This is a genomic window from Paenibacillus sp. FSL E2-8871 (assembly GCF_038000345.1).
GTDB lineage: Bacteria > Bacillota > Bacilli > Paenibacillales > Paenibacillaceae > Paenibacillus_AQ.
The window spans coordinates 4,062,660-4,078,020 of record NZ_JBBOBV010000001.1 but is presented as its reverse complement, the minus strand read 5'-3'; the positions used below and the strand labels follow the sequence as shown (position 1 = coordinate 4,078,020).

General features: G+C 45.9%; 11 protein-coding genes and 1 riboswitch. Of the genes, 7 read left to right on the top strand and 4 right to left on the bottom strand.

Annotated elements, in window-relative coordinates; translation table 11 throughout:
- Positions 1-3: 3 nt before the first annotated feature.
- Positions 4-1,161, bottom strand: a complete 1,158-nt coding sequence (locus tag NYE25_RS18620; protein ID WP_042192307.1) for a sensor histidine kinase — start codon at positions 1,159-1,161, stop codon at positions 4-6.
- Between the two features lie 166 nt (positions 1,162-1,327).
- Between NYE25_RS18620 and NYE25_RS18615 the strand changes: the two genes are divergently transcribed.
- The 6 genes from NYE25_RS18615 (at position 1,328) to NYE25_RS18590 (ending at position 9,690) form a co-directional block, all read left to right on the top strand.
- The gene (locus tag NYE25_RS18615) at positions 1,328-2,263 is read left to right on the top strand and encodes an ABC transporter ATP-binding protein (protein ID WP_042192304.1); all 936 of its coding nucleotides are present in this window, start codon (positions 1,328-1,330) and stop codon (positions 2,261-2,263) included.
- A gap of 16 nt (positions 2,264-2,279) precedes the next feature.
- Positions 2,280-3,452, top strand: a complete 1,173-nt coding sequence (locus NYE25_RS18610) for an ABC transporter permease (protein WP_042192302.1) — start codon at positions 2,280-2,282, stop codon at positions 3,450-3,452.
- The gene (locus tag NYE25_RS18605) at positions 3,445-4,605 is read left to right on the top strand and encodes an ABC transporter permease (RefSeq protein WP_076285708.1); all 1,161 of its coding nucleotides are present in this window, start codon (positions 3,445-3,447) and stop codon (positions 4,603-4,605) included. The genes NYE25_RS18610 and NYE25_RS18605 overlap by 8 nt, the downstream gene beginning before the upstream one ends.
- A 117-nt stretch (positions 4,606-4,722) precedes the next feature.
- Positions 4,723-5,046 (top strand): L-rhamnose mutarotase, encoded by a 324-nt coding sequence (locus NYE25_RS18600; RefSeq protein ID WP_042192298.1) that lies wholly within the window; start codon positions 4,723-4,725, stop codon positions 5,044-5,046.
- Positions 5,047-5,268: 222 nt separating this feature from the next.
- On the top strand, positions 5,269-6,423 hold the full coding sequence (locus NYE25_RS18595) for a cation:proton antiporter (RefSeq protein ID WP_042192295.1): 1,155 nt from the start codon (positions 5,269-5,271) through the stop codon (positions 6,421-6,423).
- A 252-nt stretch (positions 6,424-6,675) separates the two neighbouring features.
- Positions 6,676-9,690 (top strand): efflux RND transporter permease subunit, encoded by a 3,015-nt coding sequence (locus tag NYE25_RS18590; RefSeq protein ID WP_341146553.1) that lies wholly within the window; start codon positions 6,676-6,678, stop codon positions 9,688-9,690.
- A 486-nt stretch (positions 9,691-10,176) separates the two neighbouring features.
- Here the strand turns inward: NYE25_RS18590 and gcvPB are convergent, their stop codons facing one another.
- From gcvPB to gcvT, 3 genes are all read right to left on the bottom strand, one after another.
- Entirely contained in the window at positions 10,177-11,637 is a 1,461-nt protein-coding gene (gene gcvPB, locus NYE25_RS18585) for an aminomethyl-transferring glycine dehydrogenase subunit GcvPB (RefSeq protein WP_076286983.1), read from the bottom strand.
- Complete coding sequence (gene gcvPA, locus NYE25_RS18580) at positions 11,634-12,986, bottom strand: aminomethyl-transferring glycine dehydrogenase subunit GcvPA (RefSeq protein WP_341146552.1); 1,353 nt, start codon at positions 12,984-12,986, stop codon at positions 11,634-11,636. The genes gcvPB and gcvPA overlap by 4 nt, the downstream gene beginning before the upstream one ends.
- Before the next feature lie 106 nt (positions 12,987-13,092).
- A complete protein-coding gene (gcvT, locus tag NYE25_RS18575) occupies positions 13,093-14,205 on the bottom strand; it encodes a glycine cleavage system aminomethyltransferase GcvT (RefSeq protein WP_042192287.1) in 1,113 nt (370 codons plus the stop codon).
- Between the two features lie 185 nt (positions 14,206-14,390).
- Positions 14,391-14,489: riboswitch (glycine riboswitch) on the bottom strand.
- A gap of 277 nt (positions 14,490-14,766) precedes the next feature.
- Here gcvT and gcvH point away from each other — a divergent pair.
- On the top strand, positions 14,767-15,159 hold the full coding sequence (gene gcvH, locus NYE25_RS18570; RefSeq protein WP_042131286.1) for a glycine cleavage system protein GcvH: 393 nt from the start codon (positions 14,767-14,769) through the stop codon (positions 15,157-15,159).
- Positions 15,160-15,361 lie beyond the last annotated feature (202 nt).

Sequence of the window (15,361 nt, the reverse complement as noted above, 5' to 3'; positions counted from 1 at the left end):
TGCCTATACAATCTCTCCCTGCTTATAAATGGGCAACCGCGTAACAATGGTGAATTGAGGCTCCTGCCGCCATTCCAAGGTTCCGCCGATCAGATGTGTTCGTTCGAACATTCCTTTCATCCCGACCCCTCCACTTTCCGGCAGTTTGGTTAGTTTATTGCCTTCGGGAAGCGTCCCGTTGTTGCTGACCTCCATCGTAACTCCAGTATCACTAAAGTCGACTTTAATCGAAATCGCAGTTGCATTTCCGTGACGTAGGGCATTGGTTATGGCTTCTCGGGCGTTCTTATACAAGATCACCTGAATACTAGGATATAGCGGGTAAGGTATCCCGTGCACTTGGTATGAGGTCTCGATTCCCGTATCGCGGCCGATCTCTTCTAGCAGACGGTCTAACGCATAAGCTCCCTCTAATTGTGGCGTATAGTTGATACGCTTCACTGCAGAGCGCATATCATCCATGCTGGCTGACAATTGATCTCGAATGAGCTCCATCATCTGCATTCCGCTTTCAGGGGAGGTGGGTAAGGTGAGTAGCGCGGCTTCCATCATCATTTTAATGCGGATGAGGCGGTGGCCGATATCATCATGGAGCTGGCGGGAGATACGAACCCGTTCTTTGGACTGGGCTGCATCTTCTATTTGGGCGTTAAACTCCAGCAGTCGGTTGCGGGCTTCATCCAGCTCGAAATGCTTTTTTCGCAGCTCATCGTAAAGATTGAGGGTGTTCTCACGGCCCCGACCCGCCCTCTGTAGCAATTCGTTGAGATAGGCGATGAGCAGAAAAGTAATATTGATGAATGTGATTATAAGCTTTGGAGAATCCCAGAGCGCTATGTTCAAGGTAATCAGATGCACAACCGTAAACACGAGAGGTACTGCTTGGGGCTGAAGTCTAGAATAATAAAGTAATGCTGAAATGGCCGGGAAAATCATTATGCTGCCGTACTGGTAACATAACCAGGCAGTGAACAGTATTTCCACAATGCTTATTAAGGCATGAAAGGAACGGGGTAGCTTTGGCACCATGACCACAAGGAATAGAAGCATCAGAATATGCAGCGTGAAGATTCCATAGTCGGCATATGGGTAGATGTAAATGCTAATACAAGCAGGAATTATGATGAGTAGGTATCGCAATAGGGTCAGTTCTCTAGTCACACCTAAGACATCCTTTATAGAGTTTCTTCTAATCTTAGCATATTCGCCTACTTCTTCAGGAGATGACTTAAGTCACCTTCAAAAGATGACCTTTCGTACCTCCGTGGTTAATCCCTTTAAGCTAAAATTGTAAATATAGAAGCGCAAAGACAGGAGCGATGAAAAGATGGCAATCGCCGTATTAACCGATGTGGTGAAACGATATGAAGGTAAATTAACAGTAGATCATGTGAACATGACGATAGAAGAAGGAGAAATCTTTGGCTTGCTAGGCCCGAACGGAGCGGGTAAAAGTACAACGATCAGTATGATCTGCGGCTTGCTTAAGATTGACGGGGGAGACATTGTTATCGACGGTCTGCCCGTTTCCTCGAAATCACTTGAGGTGAAGAAAAGAATTGGTTTGGTTCCACAGGAATTAGCCTTATACGACACGATGACAGCGGCGGATAACGTTACCTTTTTCGGAAGATTGTATGGTTTGCGTGGCAAGCTCTTGAAGGAACGGGTAGATGAGGCTCTTGCGTTCACAGGCCTTAGCGATCGTGCTAAAGAGAAACCCTCAACCTTTTCCGGAGGGATGAAAAGACGTCTGAATATTGCCTGTGCTATTATGCATCGTCCCAAGCTGATTATTATGGATGAACCTACGGTGGGGATTGATCCGCAATCTCGTAATCATATTCTTGAATCGGTTAAGGAGCTCAATCGACTCGGTTCAACGATTATTTATACCAGTCACTATATGGAGGAGGTTGCGGCCATTTGCGATCGAGTAGCCATTATGGATAAAGGGCATATCATTGCTTGCGGCACGGAAAAAGAACTGCGAGAACGCGTTGCCAAGGAAGAAAAAATCGTCATTAAAGCTGCTAATATCACACCGGAGCTTGTTCAGGAGCTGACGCTTCACCCTAGAATTAGACGCGTAGAAGCAAAGGATGAAGTAGTCGAGCTGTATCTGCCTTCTTCACAAGGGGAGCTACAGGACATCCTTTTTATTTTTGCCAAGCATAAGGGGATTATCGGCTCGCTAAATATTGAAGAACCTGATCTGGAGACGTTGTTTCTAAGCTTGACCGGAAGGACCTTAAGAGATTAAAGGGGGGATTATTCTGATGAATACTTGGACGATTATGATCTATGAGCTGCGAAGACTATTTAGCTCACGTTCTATGATATTAAATATGTTTTTGTTGCCCCTGTTATTGATCTTTCTCTTAGGTGCTTCGCTCTCCGGTGTCGTTGGTGACAAAGGCTCCACTACTATTGATGTTGTGCGAGTGGCTGTTGTTAATCTTTCTGGCGAGGGCTATGAGAGCTCGGCGATGATGGATAGCTTTTTGAAGTCAACAGAGCTTAAGGATATCATTACTCCGGTTATGGTGGATAGTCGAGAGGCGGCAGAAAGCGGTCTGCGAACAGGAAAATATGGTTATGCGGTTGTTGTTCCTCCAGGCTTTGATAGTAAGGTACAGAGCGGTGAAGCCGCACAGCTGGAATTTATACTGGGCCAAAAAAGTACAGATAACAGGGTGGCAGGGACGGTCTTCGATAATTTTCTGAGGAATCTTAATTATAAACAGTCTGTGGCGATGACACTGGGTCCAGAAGCTTTGAATGTTATGGCACCTAGTTCCACCAGTAATGAGCCTTCCGTAAAGCTTGGAGAACTGAGCGAGGGAGGATATTCATATACTTCTTCCCAGTTCTATGCGGTATCCATGATGCTGATGTTTTTGCTGTATAGCGGCTTGACGGTATGTACTTCTCTTTTTAATGAAAAAGAAAATCATACCCTTTTCCGGATAAATTCAATGCCAGTCAAAGGCTCAGAACTGTTTATTGGCAAAATGCTTGGTGTGGGTGTTGTAAGTATAGTACAGTGCGCAGCGATTATTATTCTGACGAATGTGCTGTTCGGTGTGAATTGGGGAAATCGCCCGGGCTTGTTACTCCTATTTTGCCTGCTGATGATAGTGGCTTCAATGACCTTATCTATCGTTATTTCTATGTTCAGCAAGACTGGAGCAAGCGCAAGAAGTGTGGTTACGGTACTCACTGTAAGCATGACCTTCATTAGCGGGGGAATGGCACCACTTCCAGAATCGTGGGTGAACTCTATAGGGGCGTTTACGATTAATCATTGGGCAATGCAGGCTATTCTGAAAATGATGTTACATGCCGATGTATCGCAAATCATGCCGAATTTGGGAGTGTTATCGCTGATCTGCCTAGTGTTGTTCAGTGCAGCGGCTATTTCGTACCGGAAGGTGGGTTATCATGGATAAAATCTTAACGATTGCCTGGAACATGGTGAAACGAACCATTGGTACTAGGAAGGGGGTGCTCATCTATATTCTGCTTCCTTGTATTGTACTTGCAGGTATTGTTTCCGTTACTGGAACGATGGGAGAGAACCCAGCTGTTGTGCTGTATTCGAATATGGATAACGGGGCAGCAGGTAAGCATTTGCTCACTGAACTAAAGAATTCCGGAGAATATAAATTTGTAGAAAAGACTGACGAGACTGCTTTAAGAGAAGGCGTAGTCGATCAGAATGGAGAAGCGGGGATTCTAATTCCAGCAGGCTTCACTTCGGCACTACTTGCTGGAGAAGAACCACAAATTAGTGTGTATGAGCTGAAGACGAATGAAACTTCCGTTATGATTAAATTAAAAGCGAGCACAATTGCTGATGAAATGAGGAGTACGGCCGCGATCATAGGGGCAGTTAATAACGGATCTAAGGACGTTGACGCACAGTTTACTACGGTTATGCAAAGAGCGGAACAGCACAGTATTGGCAGCATTCGAACTGATTATAATCTATATCCTCGGGAGGGATTGGGAGTCGTTACGGGCTTAACGCTAATGTTTCTCATGAGCCTGGTCACGAGCTCTGTGTCTCTGATTATGGATGATCGGAAAGGCCGGACGATGATGCGAATGTTCAGTGCTCCGGTTCGTTCTTACGAGATTGCTATTGGTAATTTTCTGGGTAGCTTCATGGTCGGACTGATTCAGATCGTCGTAGTGCTCGCCTTAGGTCGCTGGGTGCTGCACTATGATTATGAAGTTCCAATCTATCTCTATTTCCTTGTTCTTGCGGCATTTATGCTGGTGTCTATGGGGATCGCGAGTACAGTGGCAGGATTAATTCGTAATCCTAATAATGCTGGTATGCTGAATTCCCTTATTATCACACCGACTTGTATGCTTGGCGGCTGCTTTTGGCCTTTATCCATTATGCCGGACTATATGCAGAAGGCGGCTAACTTTGTTCCGCAAAAATGGGCCATCCAAGCGGTCGACATCGCTGCAACCGGTGGGGGCTGGAATGAGTTGTGGTTACCCTTTGCCATCTTAGGTCTTATGGCTGCTGTGCTACTGGCGATTGGTTCTGCCATTCTCCGCCCAAGTGAAGCTGGAATTAATGCTTAGAAAGCATAAGGCTAGATATTCATAGCTTGGGCTGTTACCTTCAGGTACAATAATAGGTATCAAATGTATTTGATTCTTATTATGTACAATAGAGGACATTTCTAGGAGGATGAACAGATGAGCAGCAATAAATTGGCTTGGACATGGCGGGTGAAGGAAGAATGTCTGGAAGAGTATGTAGCGATGCATTTAAATCCTTGGCCAGAAGTTTTGGAGGAGCACAGTAAGGCTGGTATTTCTAACTACTCCATCTTTCAGAATGGTAATCAATTTTTTTATTGCTTTGAATGTGAGGATACAGAAGCGGCTTTCGATTACATTGCTAAAAGTGACGCCTGCAACCGATGGAATGCCATTACTTCAAAGATGGTTGAAGGGTCATTTGATTTCAATGATGAGGTGCCAATGTTGCCTTTACGTGAAGTGTTCTATCTAAAATAGTGAAGCTGATTCTTTATTAACTAAAATTTGCATAAGGTAAAATATCGGCGTATCTTGTTTACAGTCTTTTATATTACGGTTATAATATATTTAATATTGTTTAATTGAATAATTTTTTGTTTTTTGGAGGAGCCTGTCAACAAGGGCTCCTCTTTGTCTTTTTTTGGCTTGGAGATGTCCCTGGTTGGCAGTTCTTATATACAACAAGGGAGTGGATGAAACATGGAGTTTGTTCTATATCTTATGCTGATTATACTATTCACCAAGCTAGCTGGTGATTTATCTGTACGACTGGGACAACCGTCGGTACTGGGTAAGTTAATTGTCGGTATTATACTAGGTCCTGCGGTACTGGGTTGGATTCAAAATGGAGAGTTTATTCATTATTTTTCGGAGATCGGTGTTCTATTGTTAATGTTTATAGCAGGGCTTGAGACTGATCTGGATCAACTGCGCAAGAACTGGAAGTCAGCTTTCGCAGTAGCCGTCGGAGGTATTATTTTACCTTTTCTAGGTGGATTCGCCATCGGAGAAATGTTTGGTTTTGCTTATCATAATGCTATGTTTATGGGTGTCATTCTTAGTGCAACTTCAGTCAGCATATCGGTTCAGGTACTGAAGGATATGAATAAGTTGAATACACGTGAAGGTTCTACCATTCTGGGAGCCGCTGTAGTCGATGATATTCTGGTTGTTATTTTGCTCGCTGTATTAATGAGCTTTTTCGGCACAGGAGAATCAGTGTCCATTGGTCTTTTAATTACGAAAAAAGTGTTGTTCTTCGCTGTAGCGCTTGTTGTGGGTTGGTTCGTTGTGCCGCGGGTTATGAAATGGATGGCTCCGTTAAAGGTGACAGAGGCTGTTATTGCAGCGGCGCTAATGATTTGCTTTGCGTTCGCGTATTTTGCTGAAATTATGGGGATGGCAGGCATCATCGGTGCTTTTGCAGCTGGGATTGCTATTTCACAAACCTCCTTTAAGCACACTGTGGAATCTAAGCTTGAGCCTATTGCCTATTCGATTTTTGTTCCGGTCTTCTTTGTCAGTATCGGACTTAATGTTTCCTTTGAAGGGGTTGGCAGTCAACTAGGATTCGTCCTGTTGTTGACGGTGATTGCCATTCTGACCAAGTTGTTCGGCGGTGGTCTGGGTGCGCGTCTTACAGGTTTTAATAACCATTCGTCGCTTATTATTGGTTCAGGGATGATTTCGCGGGGTGAGGTTGCATTGATCATCGCGGCAACAGGTCTGCAAAGCGGATTGTTGCAGCAGCAGTACTTTACTTCGGTCATTATTGTTGTCATTGTAACAACACTTGTAACACCACCACTCTTAAAATATATGTTCCGCGATCCAGTGCGCGCTAAACAAAAATAATAATCATAGCAAAAGGGTGTCTCGAAAGCCATTTTAAATGGCTTTTGGGGTGCTCTTTTTTTGTTTGCTCTAATTCCCTATCCTTCGGAAGGAGAAAGCCCCCCGTCTTAAGACTGAGTATAAAACCAGCCGTAGGGCTGTTTTGACTTCGACCAAAAATGTCTAAACTAAATCTCGGGATGGAAAATAATACATAATGGGGCAGTCATAAGAGGAGTACCAGAAATATACGGGGTGGAAGGGGAAACGATAATGAAATGGTTAACCAAATGGTCGTTCGGTAACAAGGCGGCGGTAGGGCTTTTAGTGGTAATGGCGCTTGTAGTGGGAGGGCTGAGCTACACTTCGCTACCGATGGAATTTATGCCAGAGGCAGATAATCCGCAAGTGACTGTAACGGTGCTCGGTCCGGGTCAGGATGCCCATGCGATGGAGACGAAGGTTACGAAGCCGATTGAGGCTGGGGCCGCATTTGTTAAGGGAAAGAAAGAAATACTGTCCACTTCCGGAGACGGATACGCACAGGTGAATATTTTTTATGACTCAAAAACAAATATGAAGGATGCTGCTGGGGAGGTGCAAAAGGTTGTAGATTCGTTGCAGTTCCCTGAAGGGGTGATGGCTCCTTTTGTACTTCAACTGAATACTTCCATGATTCCCGTGTCACAGGTCACCCTTTCGTTTGACGAAGGTCTGACTAAAGAAAACCTTAAGCTTGCGGAAGAAACGATCATTCCAGAGATGCAACAAGCAGAAGGTGTAGCCAACGTCGCCTTATATGGGAAAGTAACTCCGCAAGTGCGGGTGAAGCTAGATCCAAAATTAATGGCTGAGAAAGGAATTACGACACCTCAGGTACTAGGGTTACTTCAGGGACGTAATGTATCGGCATCCCTTGGGGAGCAGACGATTGGTGGTCAGACAGGTAACGTTAATGTGGTTTCTACAATTGATAGTATCGATACTCTAAAAAAGCTACCCGTATCCTCGGGTGTTAAGCTACAGGATATTGCTGTCATCGAATTGAAGGAAGATCAAGAGAGTGTTAGCCGCTCGAATGGGAAAGATGTTCTTTTCGCCATAGTAACCAAAGAAGCTAATGCGAATGCAGTAAGTGTCGGAGATCATATACAGGATACCGTAGCACATATTAACAAAACCATTCCAAATGCAGAGGCAGCGGTCGTATTCAGCACATCAGATATGGTGGTTACCTCGGTGAATAGTATGATGCGTGAAGTATTGCTCGGCGCGCTGTTCGCGACGATCGTAATTTTACTGTTTCTACGCAACCTGCGGGCAACACTGATTACGGCGGTTTCTATTCCGCTTTCACTAGCGGTTACCTTATATCTGCTTGATATATCCGGCATAAGTCTGAATATTATCACACTCGGAGGTGTGGCCGTTGCGGTCGGTCGCTTGGTTGATGATAGTATCGTAGTGATTGAGAACATTTACCGTAGGCTGCAAAAAGAACCCTTCTCCCGTGAAATGATTATAAGCGCAACTGGGGAAGTGGCTAGAGCGATTACTTCATCTACGATTGCAACGGTAGCGGTATTTCTGCCGATGGGTCTTCTGCGTGGTAGTTTACAGGCGTTCCTACTTCCGTTTGCCTTAACGGTCACGTATTCACTGTTAACTTCACTCGTTGTAGCTTTGACGGTGGTTCCGCTGTTAAGCTCATGGCTGCTGAGAAGAACTTCAATGAAAGAACACGAGCCGTCTAAATGGTTCACTCGATTCCTCGATTGGAATTTGCGCCGGAAATGGATTACTTTATCGCTAGGTCTTCTCCTTCTGATTGGCTCTATCGCTGCTTATGTGACTATGCCAAAAGGTGCGCTTGATGCTTCAGATGCCAGCTATGTCTCTGTTCAGTTGAATTATCCTAAGGATGTTCCTGTCAAAGAGATTTTAGAAAAAGGAAAGCAGTTAGAGCAAGATTTGATGAAACAGCCTGAAGCGGAAACGGTGATCATGCAATCAGGGAACAGTGCAGATGCGGCCCAGTGGGGGTCCGTCAGCTCGGAGACCTTAGTGGACTATACCGTTGTGATGAAAAAAGGTGCGGATGCGCAAGGCTTCATCGATCATGTCCGTGATGTGAAGGATTCCTACGCTGGGGCAACACTTGTTGCTAATCAAATGAGTATGATGGGTTCAAGCTCCACTAGCGAATATATTGATATCGTGGGTGATAATCTTACAGATATTACTGCTGTTGCAGCAGAAGTTACGAATAAGTTGAAGACTGTGGAGGGGATTCAGAAGGTCAGTAGTAATATGGAGGATACCAAACCTGTCTTTACATTTAAGGTAGATCCAGCACAGACCAATGCACAAGAAATTACCATGCAATTGTCGGCTATGCTGAATCCGATCCCTATGGGGCAAATCGAACTGGACGGTACACCTGCAGGAGTAGTGTTACATCCTATGGCTGAGCCTAAGACAGAGCAAGATTTAAAGGCAATGACGCTCATGACTGCTGAAGGTCCAAAGCCGTTGTCACAACTAGCAACCTATGAGGTTCGGAATGAACCAGCACTGTTGTTCCATAAAGATGGGAAGCCATATGCGAGAATTACAGCGGAAGTGGATCCGAAGAAGGTGTCTGAAATCGGAGCGGATATTAAAAAGCAAACCGATAGTCTTACCCTTCCAAAGGGTGTGACTCTATTTGCAGGCGGAGCCTCGGTTGATCAGTCAGAGGATTTCGCTGACCTTGGTATGACAGCGCTGATCTCCATCGGGTTGGTGTATCTGATCATGGTCCTCACCTTCAAAACCCTTCGTGCTCCGCTGGCAATCATGTTCTCCTTGCCTTTGGCTGCGATTGGGGCGATTGTTGGACTGATCGTATCCGGCGTAACACCTGATTTCACTGCCCTGTTCGGGGCTCTGATGCTAATTGGTATCGTCGTCACGAATGCGATTGTGCTTATCGACCGTATTAAGCAGAATGAAACGCATATGGGTATTCGCGAAGCCATTCTGGAAGCGGCCGGAACACGGATGCGCCCGATTCTGATGACGGCTATTGCTACCATTTGCGCCATGACTCCACTGCTGTTCGGCCATGCCGAGATGGGCAGCATCGTCTCGCAAAGCTTGGCGATTGTGGTCATCGGTGGCTTGACCGCGGCAACGCTGCTTACGCTAGTTGTGGTTCCAGCGATTTACGAGCTGTTCTACTTCCGTAAATCGGCTAAGGAGCGCAAAGGCGTGGGGACAGTAGAAACTCCGACGCATGGTGCGTAATATCAAAAACTTATAGTGATAAACAACTAAAAAAGGCCCTTCTCAGACATTTTTAATGATGCTGGGAAGGGCCTTATTTTTTAGAAAATGAGAATTTACTTGCGTATTTGGACAATGCGAGAGATCAAAGTTTTGATTTTATAAATAATGATTTTCACAACGATACCATAATTAATATGAAAGGGATGATAGAGAATATTCTATGGGACGAAGACAAGGCGGATAACATAAATAATGCGAGGAGCAAATAGGGAAGGGACAATAAATATTTTCTGTGGAATACATTATGGACAAATTCAAATTTCACAAGGAATACATTCCTTTCTAAGGGAAAACGCTACCCTCGAAATTAGGATATCATAACTCCAGATTTTTGCGAAGGAGCAGGCCGAGTAGATCATAGTGTTGATTTTTATTCGCATACAAAAAAGCTGGCCGACGATAACTGATATCGTGGCCTGCTTTTTTAATACTACTCATTAGCTGTTAACCGCAAGAACAATTCAATACCGGCTTACGTGCAGCCTGTGTCTCATCCAATCGGCTAATTTCTGTGGTATGAGGTGCGTTGATTACGATTTCTGGTGTCTCCTGCGCTTCTTTTACGATCTGGATCATCGTATTAATGAAGCCATCCAGTGTTTCTTTACTTTCGGTTTCCGTCGGTTCGATCATCATGCATTCCTCTACAGTCAGAGGGAAGTACACGGTTGGCGGATGGTAGCCGAAGTCGAGTAATCGTTTAGCAACGTCTAAGGTGCGTACACCATACTGCTTGAGGTTTTTGCCGGACATTACGAATTCATGTTTACATACGCCCGGATATGGGATTTCAAAATACGGCGCCAGACGGTGCATCATATAGTTCGCATTCAGCACGGCATTTTCGGATACCTCACGCAGTCCGTCTGGACCATAGGTGCGGATATAGGCGTAGGCACGAACGAGAATACCAAAGTTGCCGTAAAAAGCTTTCACGCGTCCAATCGATTCAGGTCCGCCGAAGTCGAGTGAGAAGCTGCTATCTTCGTTTTTCACCACAGTTGGTTGTGGTAGGAACGGAATCAAGATGGATTTTACGCCGACAGGTCCGGCTCCAGGGCCACCACCGCCGTGCGGGGTGCTCATTGTCTTATGCAAGTTCAGATGCACAACGTCAAAGCCCATGTCACCAGGGCGGGTAATGCCCATAATGGCATTGGAATTGGCTCCATCGTAATAGAGTAAGCCGCCTGCTTCGTGCACGATCTCAGCAATCTCGACGATTTGGGTCTCGAACAAGCCGAGTGTGCTTGGGTTAGTCAGCATCAGTGCGGCTGTGTCACTGCCAACAGCTGCTTTGAGTGCTTCAAGATCAACCATCCCTTTATCTGTGGAAGGGATCGTGATCGTTTCAAGTCCTGCTGCTGAAGCACTAGCAGGATTGGTGCCGTGTGAGGAATCCGGCACGATAACCTTCGTGCGGGTCTCGCCGCGGCTTTCATGGTAGGCGCGGATCATCATGAGACCAGTCCATTCACCATGAGCACCTGCGGCAGGCTGTAAAGATACAGCATCCATGCCGGTTAGTGCAGACAAGTCATTTTGCAGGGTATACATTAATTCCAGTGCGCCTTGAATGCTTTCTTCTGGCTGGTAAGGGTGGATCTTAGCTAGGCCTACGATGCGGGCAACATCTTCGTTAATCTTCGGATTGTATTTCATCGTGCATGAACCGAGTGGATAGAAGCCGTTATCTACCCCAAAGTTGCGACGTGACAAGGAAGTGTAGTGGCGAATGACATCCACTTCCGATACTTCTGGAAGCACGACGGGTTCGCTACGGAGTAATCCTGATGGAATCAGAGATTCTAAGCTTTCTTCCTGCGGCACATCGCACAGTGGCAAAGAATAGGCCGAACGGCCGGGACGGCTTAATTCAAAAATTAGACTTTGCTCCGGTTTCATAAACAGCCCTCCAGTGCGCTAGCGAATTGGTCGATTTCGTTTTTGCTTCTTTTTTCCGTAACGGCTACTAGCATATGTCCAGCAAGTTCAGGATAATCACGGCCCAGATCATAACCGCCTAAATAACCTTCCTTCAGCAGCTTCGAATTAATTGCACTTACGCTGCTTCCTTTCGGAAGCTTCACGACAAACTCGTTAAAGAATGGGGAGGAGAAGGTGAGTTCAGCACCTGTTAGTTCGCTTAGTTTATTAGCGGCGTAATGGCTTTTACGAATGTTCAGCTCGCCTACTTCACGCATCCCTTCTTTACCCATTACGGACAGGTAGACGGATGCGCAGAGTGCGAGCAGCGCCTGATTGGAGCAGATATTCGATGTCGCTTTTTCACGACGGATATGCTGTTCACGAGCTTGGAGTGTCAGAACGAAGCCGCGTTTACCGTTACGGTCAACAGTTTGACCAACGATACGACCTGGCATGCGGCGCATTAAATGCTCTGCTACAGCGAAGAATCCACAGGTTGGACCTCCGAGGGAAGCGGGAATACCGAGTGGCTGAGCGTCACCGACTACGATGTCGGCTCCGAGCTTACCTGGTGTTTCTAGTACGCCAAGAGCGATCGGATTTGCACTGACGACGAACAACCCTTTAACAGCATGGATCAGTGGCTCAACGGAGCTAAGATCTTCGATGCTGCCAAAGAAGTTAGGCGATTGCATCAGTACTGCAGCCGTATCAACATCAATGGCCTCAGCAAGCTTAGCCTGATCGGTAACACCGTCTCTATAGTCAATCTCCACTACCTCAAGACCCCAAGCATTAGCCGATGTGCGTAACACTTGGCGCGCTTCAGGATGAACGGTGCGGGAGACAATTAATTTTTTGCGTTTGGTGGCACCAGCTGCGAGGACTGCTGCTTCGGATAATGCGGTTGCGCCATCATACATACTGGCATTGGCAACTTTCATACCGGTTAGTTCGCAAATGTAGGATTGGAATTCGAAGATCGCTTGCAGTTCGCCTTGGCTGATCTCTGGTTGGTAAGGAGTATAAGCAGTGTAGAATTCCGAACGGGAAATGACATGGTTGATCACCACGGGGATGTGATGGTCGTATAATCCGGCGCCGAGGAAGCTGGCGTGCGAATCGAAGTCAGCATTTCGGTCAGCGAGACCTTTCATGTGACGTAGCAGGGCGTACTCATCGAGCGGTTCAGACATCGGCATAGTGCCTTGATAACGGACGGCTTCAGGGATATCGGAGAACAGCTCATCTATGGACTGAATCCCGACGGTTTCCATCATCTCTACGCGGTCCTGTGCTGTCATGGGCAGATAACGGTGCTTCATTAAGGTTTCACTCCTTGGCTTTTTTAAAATATAAGAAAGTACAATTTTCACGTTATACTTTATCCTTTTATTTCTCGCTTAAAAGTTCACCGTCCTAATATGGACGCTAAAGGCGTTTATACTTGTAAAAAGGGGCCTTAATCACGACAGCTTTAAGCTGCTTGCCACGTATCTCTACGAAAACCTCTGTGCCTATTTCACTGTAAGCTGTATCAAGCAAAGCTAATCCCAGGTTGCGTTTCAGCGTTGGAGATTGGGTTCCGGTTGTGACCTCTCCAATTTTGATGCCGTCCGCATAGACAGGGTAATGGGAGCGTGGAATGCCTCGATCAATCATTTCTAGACCGACAAGACGGCGGGGGAGACCCGCTTCTTTTTGCTGTATCAACGCATCGCGTCCGATGAAATCCGCTTTGTCCAGCTTCACGAAGAACTGTACTCCAGCTTCAAGAGGCGTGATGTCAGCCGACAGCTCCTGACCGTACAGTGGCAATTTTGCCTCGAAACGAAGTGTATCCCGTGCGCCCAGTCCAGCAGGTGTTAATCCGTGAGGAGAGCCTGCTGCGAGAAGGCCGTTCCATAACGTTGCTGCCCCATCCAGCGGAGCGTAAATTTCGAAGCCATCTTCACCGGTATAACCCGTACGGGAGATCAGTACTTCTACACCGCAGACGGTTGCGCGTTCGATGAAGTGGAAAGGCTTGAGCGTTGAGATTGGTGCATCAGTAACTTCTGCGAGTATGGTCTCTGCCAGCGGACCTTGCAATGCGAGCAAAAGCGTCTCGTCAGAGACATTAGTGAGTGTGACTTCACCGAATTCAGAGGTCAGATGTTCTTGCAGCCACTGGAAGTCCTTATCGATGTTGGAGGCATTTACGACGAGCATATAACGGCCTTCACTTAGTCGATACACGAGTAAATCGTCGACCACCCCGCCGTTTGGATAACAGAGCAGCGTATATTGTGCCGCACCATCGGTAAGGCGGCTGACATCGTTGGTCGTCATTTTTTGTAAAAAGGCTTCAGCGCCGCTTCCGATCACCATGAATTCACCCATATGCGATACATCGAACAGTCCAGCCTGCTGGCGAACAGCCTCATGCTCCTTCACGATACCTGTAAACTGTACTGGCAGCTCCCAGCCGCCAAAATCAATGCACCTGGACTCCGCATATGCGGAATAGAGATCATAAAAAGGCGTTCTTTTCAAAGCATCCATGTCGTCACTCCCCTAGTCTGATTACATACGAAAAAAAGGACAGGCAGAAGCAATCATGCATAAATGCACTAATCGCTTTCTGCTCTGTCCTTTGTACCTGAGAGTTACCCTGCGTAACTAACATGCAAGTTTCCCCGTTGGTGACCTGACGCACTCAGCCTCGCGTCTGATGCTCTCCAGAGGTACGTCCGACAAAGGTCCTTTTGCCTGAGAGATTCACCCCTGTTAGGGCTTACTCCTTCGGCGCCGTCTTCAAGTGAGACAGTCTCTCCCTATGCCATCATCCGCAACTGTATTTGTTTCAAATATAAGAAAGTATATGTTTCACATTATACATTATCCTTATATTTCTTCGAGAAACGGTTATCGTCTATAAAAAGACGACATCGTCGTTTCTTCTTGTATGTCTCCATTAAACGGGTATAGGAGGGCGCTGTCAACAAGAAAAAGTCAAAAAAACGACAAATTTATTTTACTTTTAGTAATATTGACATTATGCTCCGCGATCACTTAGGCTATAACTAAATTTAGAATTCCAATTTGGAAATGAGGCGGCTTGAAATGAGTGAAGTTTTAGATAACCTTCTTTACAGCGAAGAGCATGAGTGGGCACAGCAAGTGGAAGGACGCGTAGTACGTGTTGGGATTACGGATCATGCTCAGCATTTGTTAGGCGATATCGTATTTGTGGAATTTCCTGAAGTGGGTTCGGCCATTTCAGCTGGCGACAGCGTAGGCAGTATCGAATCCGTTAAGACCGTATCGGAACTCTATTCACCCGTCTCAGGGACGGTTACCAAGATTAATGACGGATTAGAAGCTAGTCCGGAGCTGATTAATGATAAGCCGTATGGTGAAGGTTGGATTTTTGAAATTGAAGTGGACGGAGAGTACGCTGATGCTGTAAAAGGTCTGCTAGATGCAGCTGGATATCGTGCATTGGTAGGGGAGTAATTCTAATTTTTTTCTGAATATTAATTTCACCGAATGTGATATTTATAGCAGCAAGTTTCCGTTTTTGGGGACTTGCTGTTTGGTGTTTTTATATAGATAGTGGTGGTGATTTTTGAGTTAAATCCTGGGACTCTTTAGAATTATGGGATTTTATTTAAAAGCGAATCTACTGATTGTGGAATTAGGGAAAACCTCCCTTATT

Bases quoted from the DNA above. Each gene is read 5' to 3' on its own strand.
- NYE25_RS18600 (WP_042192298.1), top strand. From the start codon at position 4,723: ATGAGCAGCAATAAATTGGCTTGGACATGGCGGGTGAAGGAAGAATGT.
- NYE25_RS18615 (WP_042192304.1), top strand. From the start codon at position 1,328: ATGGCAATCGCCGTATTAACCGATGTGGTGAAACGATATGAAGGTAAA.
- gcvPA (WP_341146552.1), bottom strand. From the start codon at position 12,986: ATGAAGCACCGTTATCTGCCCATGACAGCACAGGACCGCGTAGAGATG.
- gcvPB (WP_076286983.1), bottom strand. From the start codon at position 11,637: ATGAAACCGGAGCAAAGTCTAATTTTTGAATTAAGCCGTCCCGGCCGT.
- gcvT (WP_042192287.1), bottom strand. From the start codon at position 14,205: ATGGATGCTTTGAAAAGAACGCCTTTTTATGATCTCTATTCCGCATAT.
- NYE25_RS18605 (WP_076285708.1), top strand. From the start codon at position 3,445: ATGGATAAAATCTTAACGATTGCCTGGAACATGGTGAAACGAACCATT.
- NYE25_RS18590 (WP_341146553.1), top strand. From the start codon at position 6,676: ATGAAATGGTTAACCAAATGGTCGTTCGGTAACAAGGCGGCGGTAGGG.
- gcvH (WP_042131286.1), top strand. From the start codon at position 14,767: ATGAGTGAAGTTTTAGATAACCTTCTTTACAGCGAAGAGCATGAGTGG.
- NYE25_RS18595 (WP_042192295.1), top strand. From the start codon at position 5,269: ATGGAGTTTGTTCTATATCTTATGCTGATTATACTATTCACCAAGCTA.
- NYE25_RS18610 (WP_042192302.1), top strand. From the start codon at position 2,280: ATGAATACTTGGACGATTATGATCTATGAGCTGCGAAGACTATTTAGC.